The 22,591-nt window shown below is 57.2% G+C and carries 22 protein-coding genes and 1 rRNA gene; 16 read left to right on the forward strand and 7 right to left on the reverse strand.

Features of this window, described 5'->3' with window-relative positions:
* Positions 1-212 precede the first annotated feature (212 nt).
* A 5S ribosomal RNA gene (rrf, locus tag BMZ01_RS09590) occupies positions 213-329 on the forward strand.
* A gap of 174 nt (positions 330-503) precedes the next feature.
* Here the strand turns inward: rrf and BMZ01_RS09595 are convergent.
* Positions 504-1,541, reverse strand: coding sequence for a pseudouridine synthase (locus BMZ01_RS09595; protein WP_223845964.1), 1,038 nt, complete (start codon positions 1,539-1,541; stop codon positions 504-506).
* On the opposite strand from BMZ01_RS09595, the gene BMZ01_RS11245 reads away from it, so the two are divergent.
* The 4 genes from BMZ01_RS11245 (at position 1,540) to BMZ01_RS09610 (ending at position 4,456) form a co-directional block, all read left to right on the forward strand.
* The gene (locus tag BMZ01_RS11245) at positions 1,540-1,686 is read left to right on the forward strand and encodes a hypothetical protein (protein WP_177180144.1); all 147 of its coding nucleotides are present in this window, start codon (positions 1,540-1,542) and stop codon (positions 1,684-1,686) included. The genes BMZ01_RS09595 and BMZ01_RS11245 overlap by 2 nt on opposite strands.
* A gap of 244 nt (positions 1,687-1,930) precedes the next feature.
* Entirely contained in the window at positions 1,931-2,827 is an 897-nt protein-coding gene (locus BMZ01_RS09600; RefSeq protein ID WP_092286925.1) for a universal stress protein, read from the forward strand.
* A 515-nt stretch (positions 2,828-3,342) separates the two neighbouring features.
* Positions 3,343-3,609 carry a GlsB/YeaQ/YmgE family stress response membrane protein gene (locus BMZ01_RS09605; protein ID WP_092286836.1) on the forward strand — a complete coding sequence of 89 codons (267 nt, stop codon included), beginning with the start codon at positions 3,343-3,345 and terminating at the stop codon, positions 3,607-3,609.
* Between the two features lie 175 nt (positions 3,610-3,784).
* Positions 3,785-4,456 carry a TetR/AcrR family transcriptional regulator gene (locus BMZ01_RS09610; protein ID WP_092286838.1) on the forward strand — a complete coding sequence of 224 codons (672 nt, stop codon included), beginning with the start codon at positions 3,785-3,787 and terminating at the stop codon, positions 4,454-4,456.
* On the opposite strand, the gene yidC is transcribed toward BMZ01_RS09610, so the two are convergent.
* Positions 4,453-5,688, reverse strand: coding sequence for a membrane protein insertase YidC (gene yidC / locus BMZ01_RS09615; RefSeq protein WP_092286840.1), 1,236 nt, complete (start codon positions 5,686-5,688; stop codon positions 4,453-4,455). The two genes, BMZ01_RS09610 and yidC, sit on opposite strands and share 4 nt — an antisense overlap.
* Positions 5,689-6,539: 851 nt before the next feature.
* On the opposite strand from yidC, the gene BMZ01_RS11420 reads away from it, so the two are divergent.
* Positions 6,540-7,346, forward strand: coding sequence for a class E sortase (locus BMZ01_RS11420; RefSeq protein ID WP_223845967.1), 807 nt, complete (start codon positions 6,540-6,542; stop codon positions 7,344-7,346).
* A gap of 6 nt (positions 7,347-7,352) precedes the next feature.
* Positions 7,353-7,505 (forward strand): hypothetical protein, encoded by a 153-nt coding sequence (locus tag BMZ01_RS11255; RefSeq protein WP_092286844.1) that lies wholly within the window; start codon positions 7,353-7,355, stop codon positions 7,503-7,505.
* 149 nt (positions 7,506-7,654) lie between these two features.
* Here BMZ01_RS11255 and BMZ01_RS09630 read toward each other — a convergent pair whose 3' ends face one another.
* Positions 7,655-8,368, reverse strand: a complete 714-nt coding sequence (locus BMZ01_RS09630) for a DUF2020 domain-containing protein (protein ID WP_092286846.1) — start codon at positions 8,366-8,368, stop codon at positions 7,655-7,657.
* Between the two features lie 136 nt (positions 8,369-8,504).
* On the opposite strand from BMZ01_RS09630, the gene BMZ01_RS09635 reads away from it, so the two are divergent.
* Together BMZ01_RS09635 and BMZ01_RS09640 are read left to right on the forward strand one after the other, a co-directional pair.
* A complete protein-coding gene (locus BMZ01_RS09635; protein WP_223845966.1) occupies positions 8,505-9,782 on the forward strand; it encodes a sensor histidine kinase in 1,278 nt (425 codons plus the stop codon).
* Positions 9,783-10,048: 266 nt separating this feature from the next.
* Positions 10,049-10,687, forward strand: a complete 639-nt coding sequence (locus BMZ01_RS09640) for a LuxR C-terminal-related transcriptional regulator (RefSeq protein ID WP_092286850.1) — start codon at positions 10,049-10,051, stop codon at positions 10,685-10,687.
* A 412-nt stretch (positions 10,688-11,099) separates the two neighbouring features.
* On the opposite strand, the gene BMZ01_RS09645 is transcribed toward BMZ01_RS09640, so the two are convergent.
* Complete coding sequence (locus BMZ01_RS09645) at positions 11,100-11,438, reverse strand: histone-like nucleoid-structuring protein Lsr2 (protein ID WP_092286852.1); 339 nt, start codon at positions 11,436-11,438, stop codon at positions 11,100-11,102.
* A gap of 897 nt (positions 11,439-12,335) precedes the next feature.
* Between BMZ01_RS09645 and BMZ01_RS09650 the strand changes: the two genes are divergently transcribed.
* Positions 12,336-12,893 (forward strand): hypothetical protein, encoded by a 558-nt coding sequence (locus tag BMZ01_RS09650; RefSeq protein WP_092286854.1) that lies wholly within the window; start codon positions 12,336-12,338, stop codon positions 12,891-12,893.
* Between the two features lie 323 nt (positions 12,894-13,216).
* Here BMZ01_RS09650 and BMZ01_RS09655 read toward each other — a convergent pair whose 3' ends face one another.
* Complete coding sequence (locus tag BMZ01_RS09655; protein WP_092286856.1) at positions 13,217-13,852, reverse strand: DUF6474 family protein; 636 nt, start codon at positions 13,850-13,852, stop codon at positions 13,217-13,219.
* Positions 13,853-13,963: 111 nt separating this feature from the next.
* Between BMZ01_RS09655 and BMZ01_RS09660 the strand changes: the two genes are divergently transcribed.
* Positions 13,964-15,553, forward strand: a complete 1,590-nt coding sequence (locus BMZ01_RS09660; RefSeq protein ID WP_244887606.1) for a TM0106 family RecB-like putative nuclease — start codon at positions 13,964-13,966, stop codon at positions 15,551-15,553.
* Here BMZ01_RS09660 and BMZ01_RS09665 read toward each other — a convergent pair.
* Entirely contained in the window at positions 15,550-16,824 is a 1,275-nt protein-coding gene (locus BMZ01_RS09665; protein WP_177180145.1) for an MFS transporter, read from the reverse strand. The two genes, BMZ01_RS09660 and BMZ01_RS09665, sit on opposite strands and share 4 nt — an antisense overlap.
* Before the next feature lie 99 nt (positions 16,825-16,923).
* On the opposite strand from BMZ01_RS09665, the gene BMZ01_RS09670 reads away from it, so the two are divergent.
* Positions 16,924-17,838 (forward strand): LysR family transcriptional regulator, encoded by a 915-nt coding sequence (locus BMZ01_RS09670; RefSeq protein WP_223845968.1) that lies wholly within the window; start codon positions 16,924-16,926, stop codon positions 17,836-17,838.
* On the opposite strand, the gene msrA is transcribed toward BMZ01_RS09670, so the two are convergent.
* On the reverse strand, positions 17,835-18,494 hold the full coding sequence (msrA, locus tag BMZ01_RS09675) for a peptide-methionine (S)-S-oxide reductase MsrA (protein WP_092286861.1): 660 nt from the start codon (positions 18,492-18,494) through the stop codon (positions 17,835-17,837). The genes BMZ01_RS09670 and msrA overlap by 4 nt on opposite strands.
* 200 nt (positions 18,495-18,694) lie before the next feature.
* Between msrA and BMZ01_RS09680 the strand changes: the two genes are divergently transcribed.
* The 4 genes from BMZ01_RS09680 (at position 18,695) to BMZ01_RS09700 (ending at position 22,518) form a co-directional block, all read left to right on the forward strand.
* Positions 18,695-19,297 (forward strand): superoxide dismutase, encoded by a 603-nt coding sequence (locus tag BMZ01_RS09680; protein WP_092286863.1) that lies wholly within the window; start codon positions 18,695-18,697, stop codon positions 19,295-19,297.
* 509 nt (positions 19,298-19,806) lie between these two features.
* The gene (locus BMZ01_RS09690; RefSeq protein WP_092286867.1) at positions 19,807-20,763 is read left to right on the forward strand and encodes an L-lactate dehydrogenase; all 957 of its coding nucleotides are present in this window, start codon (positions 19,807-19,809) and stop codon (positions 20,761-20,763) included.
* Positions 20,764-20,842: 79 nt separating this feature from the next.
* Positions 20,843-21,577, forward strand: a complete 735-nt coding sequence (locus BMZ01_RS09695; RefSeq protein ID WP_092286869.1) for a glycerophosphodiester phosphodiesterase — start codon at positions 20,843-20,845, stop codon at positions 21,575-21,577.
* A 14-nt stretch (positions 21,578-21,591) separates the two neighbouring features.
* A complete protein-coding gene (locus BMZ01_RS09700) occupies positions 21,592-22,518 on the forward strand; it encodes a DUF5926 family protein (RefSeq protein WP_092286871.1) in 927 nt (308 codons plus the stop codon).
* The last annotated feature ends 73 nt before the right edge of the window (positions 22,519-22,591 follow it).

Below are 22,591 nucleotides of genomic sequence, written 5' to 3' on the forward strand. Positions count from 1 at the left end.
AGATTATGGGGTTGATAGGCCGGATCTGGAAGCACAGTAATGTGTGGAGGTGACCGGTACTAATTTACCAACACAACAAACACACCTTCCGCCTAGGCGAAACAAAACATTGGATCATCACCTTGTGGTGTGGTTACTCGCGTTCACTGTGCAGTATCTCTTACAGCACACCACCTACTGTTGGTGGTGGTTGTTAGGGACAACAATGATGTGTCGGTGGTTATTGCGGCAGGGGTACGCCCGGTCCCTTTCCGAACCCGGAAGCTAAGCCTGTTTGCGCTGATGGTACTGCACCTGTGAGGGTGTGGGAGAGTAAGTTGCTGCCGACCTAAAACTTGATACGGCGGTGTGTGGCACATAATAACCCTAGGGTTGTTGTGTACCACACACCGCCTTTTTCTATGACTACCTAAAAATTTCAAAACATACTGTATATATATAGGGCCTAGCGAGGGCAGCCTTCCAAAGCGCCGCCAGCCACCGGCCAGGCTTGACTGGCCACCTCACCAACGGCGAGGAGCCTCAAAGAAGCGTTCCTCACCACTGATCGGGTCAATAAAGCTGATACTGCGCGACATTAAATGCAGTGTCGTGTCATCTTCTGCCTCCGGCAGCACCACCGGATACAGCGGATCCCCCAGAATCGGAACCCCAGCATCATTCATATGGCGGCGAAGCTGATGGGTTTTCCCGGTATACGGACGCAAAGAATAACGCGCCATACCCGGCTTCCCAGGCAGCGGTTCCACCGCTAATACTTCAGTCAACGCATTGTGAGGCTGAGTATCCGTTGAACGGGCCTGTAAATCGCCCACTTTCTTTTCCATAAAGGAACTCCACCGCGTACCCGCGCTAATCCGCGGATCATGAGCGGCGAGTGCCTCATAAGTTTTGCGCACCAACCCGGGCTTAGAAAACAAAGACTGATAGGCCCCACGTACTGCTGGGTTCGCAATGAAGACCAAGATCCCAGAGGTCAAGCGATCCAAGCGATGCGCCGGCACCAGATCTGGGTTCGAGGTTTTCATCCGCAACTGCACCAACGCTGTTTGGGTTTGGTGCCGCCCTCGCGGCATGGTTGCCATCCCGGCTGGCTTATCCACCACCAACAGGTGCTCATCGCTAAATAACACGCAGCACTCTTCTCCCAGTGGCGTTTCTGGTGCGGGCATGCGATAAAACCACAGGTCCTGACCGGGGAAGAGAAGATCATCCGGTTCACAGGGGCCATCGACTGTGGCCACCAACCCCTCGTGGAAGCGCTGCATGATTGCTTGCTCACCATCGTCGGGGTGGCGGTGACGCTGAGTACTAATCATGTGGGTGAGGACATCAAAGGCACGCATCCCATCAACCGCGGATTCGGGGATACGCACCCGAGTGGGATTTAAACCATTGCGCACCCCCAAAGGCGAACGCTGTAAGCGTCGCGAACGCCGCGATCGCATACCGCGTGTTGAGTCTCCGCCGGGCACCGATTCCCCCTGGGATTCTACTTTCTCGCGATCCTGATCACCATCCCGCGCTATCCTATGAGCCATGGATATCCTCGCATTTCTTCAACCAGTGATCGACTTCTTCAATAACGATATTGGGCGGGTAGTACTTCAGGTGCTCCGCGCAATCTATGCCATTATCTCGCCATCTAATACCGATGCCGCGCACCCCGTGCCTATCCCGGCCTAAGTTTATTGGCGAGGAAAATTTTCTTCGCCCGCACCCCTGCCTAGCCGCACCGCTGCTAGGTACACTTGAATTAGTGGTGAGGTGTTCACAACCACAGAGCCGAACAACTGTTGCCTGTGCCGCTACTTCGGCGCCCGCAACCCAGGCTTGAGGCATGAAGGCACCTACGAACTAACACACAATCACCGCGCGGAGTACCTGTGCGCGGGCGAAAGCAGATCCTGAAGAAAGGTCGATGCACACCATGACCAGGGAAGACATTGTCGTAGCCGCAGTTGACGGCTCCGAAGCCTCCAAGACCGCTGTCCGCTGGGCCGCCAACACCGCAGCCAAGCGCGACATCCCATTGCGACTTGCCGCCAGCTACACCATGCCCCAATTCCTCTACGCCGAAGGCATGGTTCCCCCGCAGGAACTTTTCGATGACCTCCAGTCCGAGACTTTGGAGAAAATCGACGAAGCTCGCGCCATTGCCCACGAAATCGCCCCGGATATCAAGATCGGGCACACCATCGCCGAAGGTTCGCCAATCGACATGCTGCTGGATATGTCCCGCGATGTCACCATGATCGTCATGGGTTCCCGCGGTCTCGGCGGGCTTTCTGGCATGGTCATGGGCTCGGTGTCCGCAGCTGTTGTCTCGCACGCTGACTGCCCGGTCGTGGTGGTCCGCGAGGATAACCACGTCGATGAATCTACCAAGTACGGCCCCGTCGTCATCGGTGTGGATGGTTCCGAGATTTCCCAGAAGGCCACCGAATATGCTTTCGCCGAGGCTGATGCCCGCAACTCCGAGCTAGTTGCCGTGCACACCTGGATGGATATGCAGGTCCAAGCTTCGCTCGCCGGCCTGGCGTCTGCGCAGCAGCAATGGGATGAAGTTGAGCGTGAACAAATGGGGCTGCTCACCGAGCGCCTCCAGCCGCTCATTGATGAATATCCGGATGTTCCGGTCAAGAAATTGATTACCCGCGACCGTCCGATCCGTGCGCTCTGCGATGCCGCGGAAGGTGCGCAGTTGTTGGTCGTCGGCTCCCATGGTCGCGGCGGATTCAAGGGTATGCTGCTCGGCTCCACCTCCCGTGCACTCCTGCAATCCGCGCCCTGCCCCATGATGGTTGTGCGCCCGGATTCGGAGTAAAACTTCGCTCTCTAGCCCTCGACGACCTGATGGTTGCCGGGGGTTTTGGGCTTTACCCGAGATCGGGACTTTCCGCGGCCAGGTTACGCCCGCGAAGGTTCGTGCCCGGGGCAGACAATGGTGATTGCTGCTTAAGAAGGGAGTGTGAACTTGCTACGCGTTGGGGGTAAAACGCGCCTAGTTTTGGGGGTGATTCTCAGCATTGGCGGGTAACAACAGGGTCGAGCTGACCTAACATTTTGGCAACAAACACGGTGCGTAAATTGTGCACAAGTGAGAATCGGGGGTAATACAAACTACTATTAGCGCTTGCTCGAAAACCAAACTACCTGCAGAAATTGGCCTGAACTAGTCTCCCCCCGCGGCTCCATTGAACCCTGTATTCCCTCGCAAGGTGGGGTTAGGGTGGTGTGGAAATCCCCCGGGACATATGCAAAAATTGCGATTGCACAAATTAGTCCAACATGAAGAAGTCCGGTTCGATATCCTGAACCGGAACGTTTGAGGAGGAAAACATGGGACTAGGACTTGGAATCTTTGGCTGGATCATCATTGGCGGTCTGGCCGGCTGGATTGCTTCCAAGATTAAGGGCACCGATGCCGAACAGGGCCTCGGTCTCAACATCATCGTTGGTATCGTCGGCGGTCTGCTTGGTGGCTGGCTGCTCGGCCTCTTCGGTGTTGACGTCCAAGGTGGCGGGCTGATCTTCAGCTTCCTGACCTGCCTGCTTGGTGCAGTCATCCTGCTGACCATCGTGAATATGGTTCGCGGCCGGAAGTAAACACTTTCAACTTTAGACTTACCGTCGCCATCGTCCCTATGTGGGTGGACATGGCGGCGGTATTTTTTTATGCCTACCTGCAAAAAGCCACAAAAGTGGACCGGGTTGTCTATATTGGGTGAGACGAGGTTCAGCAAGGAATCACCGCACGAGTTAAGGGAAGGATACTTTAACGTTGGCCACCACGCGACGCCCGGCTAAGACCCAGGGCACTGGCGCTGCAACGAATGAAAGCAGCAGCACCAAGGGACGCCGCCGCCGCGACCGCCCCAGCCCCCGCCAACGCCTTCTCGCTAGCGCCACGCAGCTTTTTAGCACCGAAGGTATCCGCGTTATCGGTATTGACCGCATCCTGCGCGAAGCAGATGTAGCCAAAGCATCGCTATATTCCCTTTATGGTTCCAAAGACAACCTGGTGATCGCCTACCTGAAGAACCTCGACGATATTTGGCGTGCCGAGTACGCCGCCCGCACCGAAGCGCTGAAAGACCCGGGCGATAAGATCCTCGCCTTCTTTGACCAATGCATTGCCGAAGAACCCGGCAAGAACTATCGCGGCTCGCATTTCCAAAATGCCGCCAGTGAGTTCCCACTCCCGGAGACCGAAGCAGAATATGGGATCTTAGAAGCCGTGATGGATCACCGCCGCTGGTGCCGGGAAACCCTGTCTGAATTATTGACCTTGCGCAATGGCTACCCAGGCTCCAGCCAAGCAGATCAGCTGATGTTATTGCTTGATGGAGGGCTAGCGGGCACCAAGCTGGCGCATTCGGTGGAACCGCTTCTTACCGCCCGCGATATGGCGCGCCAATTGATTAGCGCACCACCAGCGGATTATTCGATCTAAGGTTTATCCGAGGGCGTATCCGCCGAAGCATCAGGTTGATCTGGCAGAGCTTCGGGAGCCTGCGGGTCCGCAGATTCCACCTCAGCGGCAGTGTCGTTCTCGGAGGAAGCTTCTTGCTCAGCCTTCTTTTGCGCAGCCTTCTCGCGATTGGCTTGTTGTAGGGACTCGAGCTTTGCCTTGCGCAGTCGTTTCTTTTCTTCCTTCGCGCGTTGTTTCTCAGCCTTGATTTCGGCTTTGTGCTCGCGCAGCTGTGTGCGGGCCTCTTGGCCGCCTTGGGTGGGCAGGATCCCCTTGACGCGGGTGCGGCGGCGCCACCACTTGGTGGAGCGCTTGGTGCGCATGCGCTCGCGGTGTTCGCGTAGGTGAGCCTTGCGGGCGGCGCGATACTCCTGGGAGTAAGGCATTTCTTTTTCGAGCTTGTAGTCAATCACCGCGGATTGGATGAGGGTCCACAGGTTATTGGCGACCCAGTAGACGATAATCGCCATGGGGATGGGGCCAGTTAGGCCGGCGCTAAAGAGCATCAGCGGGATGAAGATCAGCATGAAGTAGGTGAGCTTCAAAGAGAAGCGAGCTACCTTGGAATCCCAATCCAGGGAGGGACGGGTGCGGCGCACGGAGAGCAAGAGGTTCACCATGGTGGCCACCACGGCGATAATCAGCAGCGGCCACAGGAAACCGAGGACGGCTTCTTTGGTGGTGCCGAGTTCCGCGAATTGTTGGGGGGTCATGCTGGCGTAGGCCGGCAGTGGCACATCCGCGATGCGGGAATCAAGGAATTCGCTGACATCCTGCGGGGTGAGGAAACCGATGGCGCGATGCTGGTTAGACTCTAAGCCCTCAGACGGGCGCGCCATGCGGATAAGTACCTGGTAGAGACCAATGAACGCGGGGAACTGGATAAGTGCAGGTAGGCAACCAGCAGAGGCTTTGAAGTTATAGCGCTGTTGGATTTCCTTGCGGCGCTGCTCGAACTCCTTCATGGAGTCTTTATCGGTGCGGGTTTTGTACTCTTTGGCCAGCGCCGATAATTCCGGGCGCATGAGGCTCATAATGCGGGAGCTGCGCATTTGGATCAGGAAGAGCGGCGCAATGAGGCTGCGGATAATAATCACCAGGCCGAGCACCGAGAGCGTCCAGGCGAGGGACTTCTCTAGCCCGATAACATCGGCGAGCAGGAGGTGCCATAATTTCATCACCGCGGACACGGGGTAGACGAATATCTCTAACACTGTGTGCTCGAACCGTCCTTTACTTAGCTACTTAAGATGCCTATTGCGTACACTGGTCGTGTTGATCGTACGTGCTGAAGTGAAAAGATGAGAACACGTGCAGCACTGATATGACCCCTGCGTGGGGCGACATAACTACAGAAGTCACCCACCCGAGGAGCGCAATGACAGACTTTGAGCAGCAGCGGCACCTGCGGGATGTCGAAAGAAGGCGACCGGATTTAGCTTATGACCCGGATCGGCCTACCCCGCGGCGCTTACCGCGACGTGATATTGATGATCCTTCCACACGCAGGGTAGGAAGCCACCGTGAGGAATATCTCCGCCGGCGCGCCGAAAGAGAACGTGCGCGTGCCGCTGGTGGTGGGCGACACCATCGCCGCGCCAAAGAAGAGACCCCGCCGAATAATGCGGCGCAGGCAGCTGGAGCGACTGGTGTCGCGGAAGCTGCGGGTGCGGTAGGTGCCGCTGGTGCAGCTGGCGCTGGTGTACCTAAAGCTGCAGCTTCGCCCAAAGCGCCGGCAACGCCTAAAGCGAGCACCCCACGAAACCCGGTGGATCCGCCAACAGAGAAGATCCCCTCTTTAGCCGATAAGGTTCAGGTTCCCCCACGCCAGCCACTTAAGGCTGAGAGCAAGGCCCGTGGCGTACACCCTGGGGAAGCTGCCTATTCCGCCGACAGTACTGCTGAGTCCCCGCGGGTTAGTGCGCGTTCGGCATCCCAGCGCCCTGCTTCGCAACGCCCTGCTTCGCAACGCCCTGCGCCACAGCGTGCGGCTTCTGCGACGGTGCCGGCGAGCAAGCGGCGTCAAGGTGCGCGGCCTACCGGCGCTCGTCCTGCTGCCCGTCCGGTGGCGAAGCGGAAGCGTCGACCGCGGATCTCCGTCACCCAGGTGATTGGTGAAATCCTTTTGACCGTAGGCGTTCTCTTCTTCCTCTTTGCCTTCTATGAGGCTTATTGGACGAATCTGAACTCTGGTCGTCTCCAAGCGCAGGCCGCGGAGAAACTCGACGATAAATGGTCGGACACTTCTTCCTCTAATAACCCGCGCAAGAAACTCACCCCGGATCTAGGTGAGGCTTTTGCGCGCATGTATATTCCCTCCTTCGGCTCAGACTTCCACTTCGCGGTGGTAGAGGGCACCTCTGATGAGGACCTACAAGCCGGCCCGGGACGCTATGTGGATACGCAGTTGCCTGGTCAGCCCGGTAACTTCGCGGTGGCTGGTCACCGTGTGGGGAAGGGCGCGCCCTTTAATGACCTGGGGAACCTGCAGGTATGTAATGCGATTGTGGTGGAAACCCAAAACTCTTGGGATGTCTACCGCGTGATGCCGATTGATTCCCAGGGCGAGCAGCGCCACCAAGAAGCGTTGAATTGCTTTAGCCCGGAACAAGCTGATCGCATGACCTCCGGGGATTATGCCAATGTGTTGGGCCGTTCCATCACCATCCCTGGTGATGTGGGAGTGATTTACCCGATCCCTGGGCAAGGCGATATTGGCCAAACCGATGAGCACATGGAAAAGCTCATTACGTTGACCACCTGCCACCCGCAATTCTCTAATGCTGAGCGCATGATTGTGCACGGGATGATGACGGAATCTATCCCCAAGGCTGCTGATGGTTCGCGCCCGGCCGTATTAGATGAGGACTAAATAAGCATGTACACACTTTTATGGCACGCTTTACCCGGCCGCTGGCCGGTGAAGGTGCTGCTGCTGATCATCATGGCGGTGGCAGTGTTCTTCCTGCTGATGGAAGTAGTTTTCCCCTGGGTATCAGCACTTATGCCCTATAACGACGTCGCTGTTTAGCCGCTGCGCTTATTACTCCGGCTACTCGCGCCCTTTAAAAAGTGCGTGCGGCATAGCCGGGGCCATCTGGGGTGCCCGCGCCGGAACTGCCTCAGCTGCGGGCACCTGATCTCGAGGGACGCAAAAACCCCGCTCGAGGAAGCTGTGGGCTAGAGGTTGAGGTTTTGGATGACCTCTTTAGCCACCAACTCCGCCTTGAGGGATTGCTCCTGGTTGGTGAAGACCACGACGGCGACGGTGCCCTTAGCCACCGCGTAGAGAGCCGTTTCATGCCCGGCGATCCCACCGCCGACGCGACCGCCGCTCCAGCCCTCGGGCTCCTCGGCGGGCTCGGTGGTGTCGATGGGAGCAGCCCAGTCGACCACCGCGGTGGCTTCTTCGGGGGTGTGCATGTGGCGCACGATGACGGTGAGCTGCGGCTCATCGGGGTAGGACCAAAAGACGCAGGCGGGGGTGTCGAAGCGCTCGTCTATGCCGAGGCCGGTCACGCGCTGACCATTGGTGTCGGCAACCCACTGGGTTTCGAGGTAGGGGCATTCCACCCACCCGGCTTTGCCCTCCGGGGTTTCCGGGAGTGCGTCGATGGGGAGGTTGGAGTCGAGGACCTGGTCGGCGGGGGGAAGCTCGACGGTGGTGTCTGGCTCCTGTGCGGGGGCGCCTTCGCCTGCAGGGGCAGCTTCGCTGCTTAGCTGCGAGGTGGGGGATTGCGGGGATTCAGTTTTATCACCGCAGGCGCTTAAGGTGAGCAAGCTGAGGCTGACGCCGAGAACGGCGATGCTGCGGCCTAAGCGGTTGTGGCCGAGCTTGCTCTGGGGGGTGAGCCTTCGAGATGAACCGGCGGCGATAGGTAATGTACGACGCATGACCTCCAGCGTAGAGCCCGAGCGGCAGCCACGGGGACAAGACTCACCTAAGTCGGCCTCTAACAGGGCCGCGGTGGGTGGTGTTTCTGCGGACCATGCGTTCCCGAATAGTCCTATTGCTGCCTTGAATCCGCGCGTGAAAGTGCCCTTTATCAAGAAACTGCGGTGGCGTCGCGGTGATGAGTCGCAGGCAACAAGCGATGCGGCGGAGAAGAAGAAACCGAGCCGCCATGATCCGGGGGCGGATGCCTTAAGAAATGGCATCCACATTTTGACCTCCGTCATTTTGATTGTGGCGGTGGGTGCCTCGGTGCAATTACCGCTGTGGGTGGCGGTGACGAACCTGGGGTTATCGGCAGGGTTCGCTTTCCTCTATTTCTTTGGGGCCTCGCTCTATGAGATTTGGGGGGATCGCCAACGCCTGGTGTGGGTGGCGGGGTTGACCATCGTGTGGATTGCGCTGACCCCGATTGCCCCGGTGGGTATTTATTTGGTGTTCCCGCTCTTCTTCCTTTATTTGCGGGTCATGCCCGATAATCGCGGCGTGGTGGCAGTTATTGCGGCCACCATTGCCTCGGTATTGGTGCAGGTACCCAAGGGCATCACCTTTGGTGGTGTGATGGGGCCTGCGGTTTCTGCAGTGGTGGTGGTTGCCATTGACTATGCCTTCCGCACCTTATCGAAGGTGAATAAGGAACGTGAGGAGCTCATTGAGCAGCTCATGGCCACCCGCGAGGAACTAGCGGAAACCCAACATAATGCGGGCATGGTGGCTGAACGCCAACGCATTGCCCACGAAATTCATGACACCTTGGCCCAAGGACTTTCGAGCATTCAGATGCTTTTGCATGTGGCCGAAGCGGAGATCCAAGGCACCGGCTTAAGCGAAGAGGAGAAGGAACGACCACTGGATCGGATCCGTTTGGCGCGTAGTACCGCCGCCGATAATTTAGCGGAAGCGCGCGCCATGATTGCGGCTTTGCAACCGGCAAGCCTAAAAGAAACCTCTTTAGGTGCGGCATTGCAGCGCATTGCCGAAAGCTTTAGTGCCACCGGTGGGTTCCCTGTGACCGTGGAAGTGCATGGCGATGGGGAGCGACTACCGATGGGTGTGGAGGCGGCGTTGCTGCGGATTGCCCAAGGTGCGGTAAGCAATGTGGTCAAACATGCGGATGCTTCGCATTGCGAGATTGTGCTGAATTATGCCGGTGATGAGGTGCTCTTGGATGTGGCTGATGATGGGAAGGGCTTTGATCCCGAAGAGCTAGAGGAAAGACCAGCCGGATTGGGGCATATTGGGTTGGATGCGATGCGCCGGCGAGCAGCGGAACATGATGGTCAGGTGACGGTGGAATCCGCGCCGGGTGAAGGTACTTGCGTGAGCGTGATCATGCCAGCGCATCCTAACGAGTAGGGTAGAAGGGACGTCCTAGGCAGCGGTGTGTTTGCGATTATGATGCTGAGCGCATTGCAGCCCAGGTGGACTGCGGTGAACTGTGCGTTGCGCAGCCAGAAGGTTTCCAGCCCGAACCTTGCTGCGCTGTGGCCTTGAAAGACTCACCCTCTTGAAGCGACGCATGGTGATGCACTGCATGTGTGTGCTGGTGAGGTAGCCAGCAGAGTTATCTTCATCCCCCGTATCAGGGAGACCATGAATGACAAGCGTAGGAACGAGGAGAAATGATCCGCGTACTCTTGGCAGATGACCATGAGATTGTCCGTTTAGGTTTAAGGGCTGTCTTAGATACCGCCGAGGACATTGAAGTGGTTGGGGAAGTCGCTACGGCTGATGCCGCGATCTCTGCCGCCCAAGCTGGTGGCATTGATGTGCTGTTGATGGACCTGCGCTTCGGCCCCGGCGTGGAAGGCACCCGCGTGACCACCGGCGCTGAAGCGACCGCCATTATTCGTTCTTCTATGGCTAAACCACCGAATGTTCTGGTGGTAACCAACTATGACACCGACGCCGATATTTTGGGGGCCATTGAAGCTGGCGCGGTGGGTTATTTGCTGAAAGATGCTCCCCCGGAAGAACTCTTAGCGGCGGTGCGTTCTGCGGCGGAAGGTGATTCGGCCTTATCCCCGGTGGTGGCGGATCGTCTGATGGACCGCGTGCGTGCCCCGCGTACCTCTTTGACCCCACGTGAGCTTGAGGTGTTGAAGCTAGTGGCGGCAGGGTGCTCGAACCGTGAGATTGGGCAGACCTTGTCGCTTTCGGAAGCGACAGTGAAATCCCACTTGGTGCATATTTATGACAAGTTAGGTGTGCGTTCGCGGACCAGTGCTTTGGCTGCGGCGCGAAGCCAAGGGGTGCTCTAGGCCTGCTCGGGGAGCGCGGAAGAAGGCCTCGATGTTGGATCTATAACATCGAGGCCTTTAGTTATTGTCTGATAACGCCACGTGTAACTGCGGGGCCTGAAGCGCTGCGTACCTCAAGGCTGTTCTATTGCAGCTGCGTGAGGCGTTGAGACGCTCAGGGGCGCGGCTCAAGGTAGGTATGCGGGCTATCGTCAACGCATAAGCGCCCACATGTTGAGCCAACCCCTATTGCCGCAGTGCAATAGCAGGAACCAACGTCCCCCTGGTTATTCCGCATAGCTGCGCTAGATAGAGCTCCTAGGGCGCTAGAGTCTTTGGGGCTTTTGGCCTTGGGGGCCTTTGCCCTCGGTGCTGTACTAGCTAAGAGCTGCGGAGATAGGGAGGGGATGAAGAGGAAAGCGAGGTCGGGGGGTTAGAGGTTATTGGCTTCGCGGTACTTCTCGATAATCTCAGCGGGAATCTTGCCGCGCTTTGCTACCGAGAGACCATTTTCATTGGCCCACTGGCGGATGCGGCGGGCATAGCCATGATCAGAACCAGCGCCCGGCTTGTTCAGGCGGCGACCATATTGCTCACGGCCCTTGGTGATATAGGGGTCCATGACCTCACGAAACTTGTTGGCGTTCTCTTCTGAGAGGTCGATCACATAGTCTTTGCCGTCAAAGCCGAAGCGAACAATTCGGAGCTCGCTCTCGGAGAGCTCGGTGTCATCGAGGTCGTCGTAATATTTGGTGATCTCGCGGCGTGCCATGTTCTAAGCAGATCCTTTCCTACAGGTGTGGTTGCCTTTAGTGACGATATTTAGGCAATTCAACTAACACTCGTTAGTTCATATGCGAGTGTAAAACATATTCCTGGGAATGCACCACTTTTTTACCGAATTTTCCCTTAAGGGGGTAGAGGGTGCTACGTGAGGTGACGCTAAAGTCGGATACGCATACTAGTTGTGCCGGTACATTATTACTGGTCAAAGGCATTGGTTGAGTTTCAATCTATAAAGCTTCGTGCCTAGGTATGTTCCTCCACATTGACCGAATCAGCATAGGCATAATGACGCTCATTATTAGCTGGGCAAACGCTGGAGACTCTTTGGGTAACATCTGATGACCTACCGATCTGTCGTATTTGGTCATCAAATGAATGCGATTCATTTTGCACATTGAATGCTGCATGTGAGCAATCATCACTCCAGCACGAATGCTTTATTAATCGTTACCGTTTCTGATAGAAAGTACCATTCGCTAGTGCGCTGTGACTTTGGGGTTGGGGTCACTCTTTAAGTGTTGCGGCGGCCTTCAATAATTTTTCCGACAGCGCGGTCAGGGATCTTTGCTTTGTGCAGGTGAGCGGGGTTATCGCCCTGCTTGGGGCTAGCGTTGGGGGAGTTTTATAAACCGAGACCACAGCCCCTCCTGCGATATAAACTCACCCCGGGGGTGAGACTTCGGGGGTAAAAGCAATCATTTTTGTTAGGTTTATCGACTTATTATGTGTGGCAAGCTACCGTATATGGCACATCATTTTCCTTGGGGAAAGCTCGCCAGCGGTTCGGGGTTCCCCATAGGGGAACCCCGGCGCGAAATGCGGGAGCGCGAGCAGTGCCTTTTCCGCCAGCGGCACGCGTCAGTTAGGATCAAGAGAATCGGCGATGAAGCAGCACACCACCACTCCGGAGAAACAAGTTGAGGACCACCCTCAGATCCGCTCTTTAGCTTTCGGCATTACCCGCGAACGCATCATCATTCTGATCGGCTTCGCAGTGCTGATCGGTTATGTTTATGTCGTTACCCAGCATGCCGGTGAGGTCACCTGGCTTCCGTGGGTGCTGGTTGGCTTCCTCGTGCATTTGGCGGTGTTCAACATTGGACTGACGGTGACGGACAAGCAGGTCATCATTCGATGCTGCGGGGTGCGGGTGAAGCGGGTTGATCTTGAGCAGATTCAGCGCGTCGTCAAGGTTAAAGAAGGATCCGGTATTGAAAGGTGGAGCTTCGGCCTGCACTACCTAGGTGGCGGCTGGGCCTACCACGTCGGCGCCCTGAATCTGGCATTCCAACTGAAGAACAAGAAAATCTTCTTGGTCACGGTGGAGGACCCCGAAGCGGTTATGGAGAACATTAAATCCAAGCAACCTGCAGTGGAGCTGGGTACTCGCGATAACTCCGCACAGGCCATGATCATGGGGATGAGCTTCGCCCGGCGCTAAGCAAACGTCTAAGGGCCACGCCTCCCATAGCCACGCCTCCCATAGCCACGCGCCGCCGACGGCTATGCCACTCATGGCGCGCCTCCAAACACGCAAAAACCACGCCTCTACGCTCCTCTAGCTTCGCCACCGAAGTGAAGTACTAGAAGCGCAGATACGCGGCTGTGTATCCCCCAAAGCCCTGCAGGCCTAAAGCCCCGCAGGCCTAAAGCCCCGCAGGTTCTAAACCCGCACACGCTAAAGCCCCGCGCTCAGACAGCACCACAGGCACTCGACGAGCACCACAGGCGCTACCACCAACGCGGGGCACAAAGCTTAAAGATTTAGCCCTTCAGCAGGCGCTCATTAATCTGCCCGGTCAGCTCATCCAGGTCACGATTAATCCCCGCCAATGCGCGACGACGCTGCTCCGGAACCATCAGCTCCGCATTATCGGCAGCTTCCTTCAGCTCATCCAGACGCTCCTCAGCATCCTTCTTAAACCCGGTTGCTAGGGAAGAATCCTTCAGGTTCTCCCGCACCGACTGAATCCGCGCCTTCACCTCAGCAACAGGCCCTGCGAAACGCGAAAGCTTCTCCGCATCCACCCCCAATTGCCGGGCACGGGTCTGTGTTGCCTGATCACGCACACTGGTCAGCGCGCGATACACCAGCGGCAAAGCCAAAGGAATAATCACCCGCAAAGCACCAGTCCACCGCATCACCTTGTCCTTATTCAGGGATCCGGCACGCTTTTGCTCCAGCAGGTTCTCCGCCAGGCTGCGCTCATGCTTACGCTTCGCCTTCAGCCCCTTCTTTTCGGCCTTAAGCAGGTTCTTCTCCTGCTTAGCCAACAACTTCTCACGGCGGTAATCCAGCTTTGCGGCTTCCTTAGCCTCCTTCTTCGCCCGCGCAGTCGCGGCCTTAATCTCGGCCTTAGTCCTCGCCCGGCTCTTTCGGATGCTCTCTAGGATGCCCATAGTCTTCGTGTCCTCCCTGAGTAGGTGCTTCGTTAGTTATGCGCTTTTTAGAATATGGTAGACGCCTTCGTTTCAACACTACCCGCCCCCTGCCTTAAGCTGGGGTGCATTGTGGCTGAACAACCTCCCCTTAACCCCGCAGATTTGGTGGGGTGTCGCTATCGCCAGGTGCAAAAGCGCCGCTACCCAGAACTCCCACCCACCCCCGCACAACAACACCGCCACCAACGCAGCGAAGCCGCCCGCCACGAGGTTTATTCCCTCATCCCCTATCGCCGCGCACTGGGCGACCCACGCCGCGACTTCCGCCGCCTCGACCTAGAAGGCAACCTCGAAGAACGCGAATTCGCTACCCTCGAAGCCCTCGCCGCCGGGGTGGACATCATCACCTCCGCGGTCTTAAGCTCCGATATCTGCGATAGCGCCCTTGGCCAACCCCTTAAGTCTTCCCCACGCTGGCTCACCGAAGTCGACGTGCTGCTTAGAATCAGCCCCACCCTTCAACCCCTCGACGCCCACGCCACCACCTGGTCCTATCTGCCCATAAGCATCAGCAACCACCGCGTGGCCCGCCCCAATGCACACACCGAAGCCACCATCATCCCCACCGCCCGCCTAGGGCTTGGCAAACCACTTCAAGTCCGCCAAAAAATCCGGCACCACACCAGCGATAGCTACCGCCTCTACCTCGCCCAAGAAGCACTCAAAGCCCTCGGCTTACACTGCGGGCAGGTCGGCATGATCGGCCAAGACCGCAGCCTCGCCTTTATCACCGGCACCCCCAACGTCGCCCGCAGCGTCCACTCCGCCCTCCAGGCCCCCGCACCCACCCGCGCCCGCCGCGTTCGCGAGTGCGCCGATTGCCGCTTCTGGCCGATCTGCGAATCCGAACTTCGCGCCCGCGATGATATTTCGCTCTTCCTCCCGGGCGATAAATCCCAAGCTTTACTCGAGATCGGCATATCCACGGTTGAAGGTTTGATTCAGGCTGGGCAAGGGGAACTCTCAACGTTCGCACTCGCCTGGCGTACGGGGGTTAGCGTGCTTAAACGTAGTGCCCCGAAACTCCCCGAAGATAATGCCCTAGAACTCGATATCGATGTGGAAGCCTACCTTGATCAAGGCGCCTATCTTTGGGGCACCTGGGATGGCCACACCTACCGTCCCTTCGTCACCTGGGAAGGCTTAGGCCGCACCCCAGAAGCCCGCGCTTTCGCCGCCTTTTGGCAGTGGCTTAATACCCAACGCACCCACGCACATGCCCAAGGCCGCCGCATCCGCGTCTATTGCTGGTCCAACCACGGCGAAAACCACTGGCTGCGCTTTAGCGCCCGCCGCTTCGGTGGGAAAATTTTTGATGACGGAAGCTATTGCCCCACACCTGAAGAAGTAGAAGAGTTCATCGCCTCGGAAGAGTGGGTGGATCTTTTCGCCATTGCTCGCACCCATCTTGCCGGGCCCACCGGGCTGGGGCTGAAAACCGTTGCCCCTGCAGCCGGGTTCCACTGGGCAGAAGAAGATTTCAGCGGCGAAGATGCCGTGCACGCCTACCGTATTGCCGCCGGGGTGGACCCCGGCAATAGCGCTGCGGTTAAGGCACAACTATTGCGCTATAACGCCGATGATTGCCGCGCCACCGCAGAGGTCAGGGCATGGCTGCGACGCGGCGCGCCGGGTATCCCGGAACTCTGCTCGGTTTAATGCACCCGGGCCTTGAGCTTTTCCGCCTCAGGCATGCTGACCTGCTGGTGCGCCACACTGCGCTCCCGCTTCGCTAGGTACATAGCGATCCCCAAAATCAGCAGCACAATCAACGCCAAGCAGCCAATAAACCCAGCCCAGCTAAGGGAAGCAAAAACCAAGCCGGCGGCCGCGCCAACTACTGAAGAGCCAACGTAATAACAGAACAAATACATCGAGGAACCTTCAGCGCGGTTCTCTGTGGCAATTAAGCCCACCCAACTAGAGGCAGTGGAGTGAATCCCAAAGAATGCCGCGGTGAAAGCAAAAAGCCCGATGAGCACCATCGCTAAATTCGGGATGCACATAATCCCCAAACCCACCAGCATGGTGAGCGCGAAAATAATCATTCCCAGACCATTACCCGTGCGGCTGGTCAACACCCCGGCTTGGGCAGAAGACCAGGTTCCAGCCAGGTACATCAAAAAGACCAAACCCACCAGGGCCTCGCTTAACCCAAAGGTGTGCACCATGCGGAACCCTAAGAAGTTATAGAGCGACACAAAACAGCCCATGGATAAAAACGCGGTGATAAATAGCGTGGCCAAACGCGGATTACGCCAGTGGTTCACCATCGCCGATAATTCCCCGCGCACGTGAATCTGCTTGGGCTTAAAACGGCGTTGAGCAGGCAGGAGGAAGGCCATCGCAATACCCACGAGCACCGCAAAACCACCAGTAGCCCACAAGGCCACTCGCCAATCCGCGATCTCTAAGGCAGCAGCCGGAATCAAACGCCCTGTTAAACCACCTACCGAAGTGCCAGCCACATAAATGCCCATGGCTTTGGGCAAAGCCTCTGGGTCTAGCTCTTCACTGAGCCAGGTCATAGCCACAGCCGGCACACCAGCAATTAATGCGCCTTGGAGTGCCCGCAAAGCAATCAACCATCCAATCGAGGGCGCAAGCGGCAGGATGAGGCTAACCACCGTGGCTGATAGCGCAGAGATCACCAGGATCCTGCCGCGCCCAAAGCGCTCCGAAAGGATGCTAAAAGGCACAATGAACAAAGCCAGGGTGCCCGTTGCCGCAGATACCGTCAGGGCCGCTTCGGTGGGGTTTACACCCAGGTCACTGACCAAGGTGGGCAGCATGGCCTGCGTGCAATACAGCGCATTGAAGGTGGCCAACCCAGCGGCCAGCACAGCAAGTACCGCACGGCGATACGCGGGTTCGCCGCGGCGGATACCTGGGGGAGTTGTTGGACCCACAACTGTGCTTGGAGTGCTCATGAACATAGATCATGGCTTAGCAGGAATAATGAGTAAAATATAAAAAATGAAGCGATTTCATTCCATTTTGGAATGATCCCTGCTAGGAGTAGATCTTTTATGGAAGAAACCCGCGCTCTTATCCGCCGAATCCGCCGCATGCCCGCCATTAGTCTGCGTGATCTTGGCTACTTCTTAGCTGTTGCCCATAGCGGGCACCTAAGCGATAGTGCTGCCACCTTAGGCATCCCGCAGCCCACCCTTAGCCGGCGAATAGCGCGCCTAGAAGAAGTACTCGGCGCCCAACTTTTTGAACGCGGCGGCCACCAACTACGCCTTAATACCCGCGGCGAAGCACTTATCCCGGCAGCCACCGCCATCATCCAACAAGCCAACCTGGGCTTCGGCCAGGTGCACCGCCTCATGGATCCGGAACGCGGCACCGTGCGCTTAGACTTCATGCACTCCCTAGGCACCTGGCTGGTACCGGAATTAATCCGCAGCTACCGCAGCTTGCACCCCCAGGTAGAAATCCAATTACACCAAGGAGCTGCCGCGCATCTGATAGAGCGCGTGCGCGCCGGGCTAACAGACCTGGCCTTGGTGGGGCCTAAACCAGATACCGAATTAGGCTGGCAACAACTCCGCCGCCAACGCTTAGCCCTAGCGCTTCCCGAAGATCACCACCTAGCCCACAGTACCGACCCCATCTCTTTAAAAGAAGCCGCTGAAGAGCCCTTCATTGGGATGTTGCCTGGCTATGGCACGCGGCTTCTGCTTGACCGGCTAAGCGCCGAAGCTGGGTTTAGCCCACAGCTGGTGTTTGAGTCCATGGAGTTAACCACCGTGACGGGGTTGGTTTCTGCGGGGCTAGGAGTAGCACTTCTGCCACTCGATGATCCCTACTTGGCTCCCACCGGGATTGTGCTGCGTCCCATTGACCCACCGTGTTATCGCGAATTGGGATTGGTGTGGCGGCGCAGCGAGCAAGAAGCCCCGCCGGTAGATATGTTCCGGCGGTTTATCTGCGCTTAAATCCCGCAGGCCACCCCGGTGGAGTGATGCGGGCAATAGCCGCCAGGGTTCTTGTGGAGGTACTGCTGGTGTTCTTCCTCTGCGCGATAATAAGAACCGGAAGGAGTTTCCGATAAGGGCATCACTTCGGTGGTAATAGCACCGAATCCATGCTCCGCTAATTTCTTTTCATAGCCTTTAATAATCGCTCTGATTTCTTCAGCCTCAGCCTCAGTTTCGGTATAAAACGCCGAACGATACTGAGTACCCACATCATTGCCCTGGCGATAGCCTTGCGTTGGATCATGCGCCTCCAGGGCAGTGGCAACCAGCTTCGCCAAGCTCACTTTTTCTGGGTCATAGACCACCTCCACTACCTCGGTGTGGTTAGTGCGCCCCGTGCACACCTCGCGATAGGTGGGGTTGGGTGTGATCCCGCCGGCGAAACCCACACTGGTGGATTCCACCCCGGGGATCTGCCAGAGGAGCTTCTCGGCACCCCAATAACAGCCAATTGCTACATAAAGGGTGCGTTGGTTTTCCTTCCACGCCCCGGTTATGGGGGTGTTCAAAACAGCATGCGGGGCTGGGTCCACCAGCACTGGATGCGGGCTACCATGAAGGGCCTCCTCGGGTTTAACCAGACCGACCGGGCCGCGGTTGAAGAGCCATCCCATCTGTATCTTCTCCTTAAAGTTTGCTGTGACGTAGTTCTAAAGATCGGGTGCGCGGAACCGCTAAATAAGGCTTAACAGTAAAGGATAGTTTCGTAAGGGGAACGTTGCGAAAAGCGTTTATCGCGTTACCATAGGCACCATCGCGTCTTGCAAGTATGCAGCGCAAATCACGACACCCCATAGTCGAAAGGCAATACAAAATGGCAGTCTACGAACTTCCCGAACTTGATTACGCATATGACGCGCTGGAGCCCCATATCTCCGCTGAGATCATGGAGCTGCACCACTCCAAGCACCACGCCACCTATGTTGCTGGCGCTAATGCTGCCCTAGAGGCCATGGAGAAGGCACGCGAAGAGGGTACCAACCCCGACCAGATCCGCGCACTGTCGAAGAATCTGGCCTTTAACCTGGGTGGTCACACCAACCACAGCATCTTCTGGAAGAACCTGTCCCCCAATGGTGGCGGCGAGCCCGAGGGTGACCTGGCCAAGGCCATTGAGCGCGACTTCGGTTCCTTCGAAAAGTTCAAGGATCAGTTCTCCTCTGCAGCTCTTGGCCTGCAGGGCTCCGGCTGGGCTGTCCTGGGCTATGACCACATGGCAGACCGTCTGGTTATCGAGCAGATGACTGACCAGCAGGGACAGATCTCCATTAACCTCACTCCATTGCTCATGCTGGATATGTGGGAGCACGCCTTCTACCTGCAGTACAAGAACGTCAAGGCCGACTATGTTAAGGCCGTTTGGAACGTCTTCAACTGGGATGACGTTGCTGAGCGCTTCGCCGCTGCCAGCAAATAATCTCTAGCGTTCCGCACACCCCCAAGGCTCATCTTTTTGAGATGGCCTTCGGGGGTTTTGTGCTGCGTGGGGTTAAAATACTTTTCTACTCGCGCCGCAGTTGCTATCAAGGCGTGGCAGAGCCTCGGGAGGCTGCGGATGTTTATGGAGTGTGCGGAGTGGGTGTTCGGGGCTCGGGGGAAGCGTTGCTGGAGATAGTGATGAAAAAGGTTATCGCTAGGCCAGTGTGATTTGTGTCCGAATATGTGTGTACGTTTGTGCAGGTCATTGGCGCGAGGAGTCTATGGGCCATGGAAGAGCTTGGAGAATGCGGGCAAGGGGGCGGGCCCGATCGGGCACGAAGAAAGAAAATCGGGCATAATTGGGGGCAGTGCGGAACGTGAAGCTTCGCGCCTGGGAATGCGCACACGCGCACGCCCTGGAACTCAATCAGACGCCGACGAAGAATCTCACCCCAAGCTTGAAGGCATGACGCAACCGGGATTCTGTCGGCAGGGAGAAGGCAGAAGATGAAGGATATCGTCGGCAATAAGATCGTCCTGATTGGCGCAGGTGACGTGGGAGTTGCCTATGCGTATGCGCTGGTGAACCAAGGTATTTGTGATCACCTGGCGATCATTGACATTGATGAAAAGAAGCTTGAAGGCAATGTCATGGACCTGAACCACGGTGTGGTGTGGGCAGGTTCGCGTACTCGCGTGACCAAGGGGACCTACGCCGACTGCGAAGATGCCGCCATTGTGGTGCTGTGCGCTGGTGCCGCGCAGAAGCCCGGGGAAACTCGCCTGCAGCTGGTGGAAAAGAATGTGAAGATCACCAAGAACATTGTTGATCAAGTGATGGGCAACGGTTTTGATGGCATCTTCCTTGTGGCCTCCAACCCGGTGGATATTTTGACCTATGCGGTGTGGAAGTACTCCGGGCTGCCACACTCGCAGGTGATCGGTTCTGGTACCGTGCTGGATTCCGCGCGCTTCCGCTATATGCTCGGCGAACTCTATGAGGTGGCGCCGACCTCCGTGCACGCCTACATCATCGGCGAACACGGCGATACCGAATTACCGGTGCTTTCTTCTGCCACCGTTGCGGGTGTGAGCATGCGGATGTCTTTGCAAAAGGATCCGGAGCTAGAGGGGCGCCTGGAGAAAATTTTTGAAGACACCCGCGATGCGGCCTACCACATTATTGATGCCAAGGGCTCGACCTCTTATGGCATTGGTATGGGCTTGGCGCGCATTACCCGTGCCATTTTGAAGAATAATGATGTGGCTTTGCCGTGCTCGGCGTATTTGCAGGGCGAATATGGGCAGAATGACATTTATATTGGCACCCCGGCGATCATTAACCGCAAGGGTATCCGTCGCGTCGTAGAGTTGGAGATTAACGACCACGAAATGGAGCGCTTCACGCACTCCGCTAATACGCTACGCGAGGTTCAGGAACGTTTCTTCCCGCCAGAGGGCTAAGGCCCTGTGGAGGGCTAAGGCCCTGTGGAGGGCTAAGGCCCTGTGGAGGGCTAAGCGAGCCTCGCAGAAAGAGACCGCGATGAGCCACACCCATGCCACCACCCCAGGCATTGTGGCGCACCGCGGTCTTTCGCATGCGCACCAAGAACTCTCGCTCGCCGCCTATGAAGCAGCCTTCGCCTTACCCATTGACGGCGTGGAATGCGATGTGCGTCTAAGCGCTGATGGGGTGCCGATTTTGGTCCATGATGCGGATTTCAGCAGGCTAAGTGGGGGTGCAGATAAGCGCCTGATCCGTGAACTTAGTGCCCAAGAAGCTGCCCGTGAGCACGGGATTTTAACCTTAGATGAGTTCTTATCCCTTGCGCTGCGCTACCCAGAACACCGCATCTACATCGAATTCAAACAAGCTGGGCGCAATGAGGATCTCGCACTAGAACCAGCGGTGGTGAAAACACTCATCCGCCACGGTTTGCGCAATAAAGCGGCGGAAAGAATCTGCTTCATTTCCTTTTCGCCCTTCTCTTTGCACCGCGCGAAGCAATTAGCGCCGACGATCCCCCGGATTTATTTACGCCCGGAGTGGTTCCGTTGGGCGAACCCCATGGATTTTTTGCCCCGAGACTATGCCGGATTAGGGGTCTCCATTGAGCGGGCGAAGCGCCGCCCGCAGCTGCTTTATCGTCAGTACCTGCCCAGTTATGTGTGGACGGTGGATGAGGCAGACGACCTTTTATGGGCTGCAGAAAATGGCGCTGATTTTATTGCCACGAATCGCGCTGATCTGGCATGCGAGGTATTTGACTTGAAGTAGTTATCCTTTAAGCCATGGCCAAGAAAAATAAGAAGAATGCTGATCTGCCGGAGGGTATGAGCCGGCGCCAGGCGAAGCTTGCTGCGCGTGCTGCCGAACGTGCCGCACTTGAGAAGGACCCGCGCCCCTATGAGGGCTTGGATTGTGAAGCTGATTTGGTGGCTTTGCAGGAGTTCGTTCCCTCTGCGGTTGCTGACCTGAAGATCAAGGGCGCTGAGGATCGCACGGTGCGGATTGTGACTGTGCTGCCCGGCGCGGGTGCCGCGGTGGTACGTGAGCTACCGGATGGCACCGTGGAGGCGCTGGTGGCTTTGCAGGTGCAAACGCACTCCCAGAACCCCGGCCGTGACTTGGCCTATGCCATTTCTTGGGCGCTGAAGGCCGCCCCCGGTGAGCAGCTGGTGTCCACCATTGCTGATGGTTCCCAGCCGAAGATCCAGGAACTTATTGCCGCGGATGAGCAGCTGGAGATCAGCGAGCACGATAACTTCGATTGGTGGGTGGCCGAAGGCACCCAATTGGATCCGATGTACCAGCGCTCCATGCAGGCCGCTAATGATGCGGTGGTGGAATCGCACCGCGTGAGCGCGGATGTTCCGGGTTCACTGTGGTGGGTCAACCCCGGTGGCGCGAAGGCGCATCTGCGTTGGGTGCGTACCGAAGCGGAAAACCCCATGCTCAATGCCTTGGCGCGGGTGGCGGCACGCGGGGAGCTGAACCTGGGCGAGGCTTCGCGTTTTGCTGGGGTCTTCCGTACCCACGGCATTGTGGTTCCAGTGTTTGACCTGGACCCGGAGCGTGCTTATGACTCCTATGAGGAGGAAATCAAGCGCGTGAATGATGCTCTGGTCAAGGAGCTGGATAATGATGCGCCGCTGAGCTCGGATGAACGCCGCCAGCTGCAAAATATTAAGTCCCGCCAGGTGACCTTGCGCGATTAGCGCTTAACTACTGCGCACCGTTAGAGCAGCAACAAACCCCGCGTTAACAGCCTTAGAGGGCTACGAACGCGGG

It is taken from the genome of Corynebacterium spheniscorum, assembly GCF_900113445.1.
Lineage (GTDB): Bacteria > Actinomycetota > Actinomycetes > Mycobacteriales > Mycobacteriaceae > Corynebacterium > Corynebacterium spheniscorum.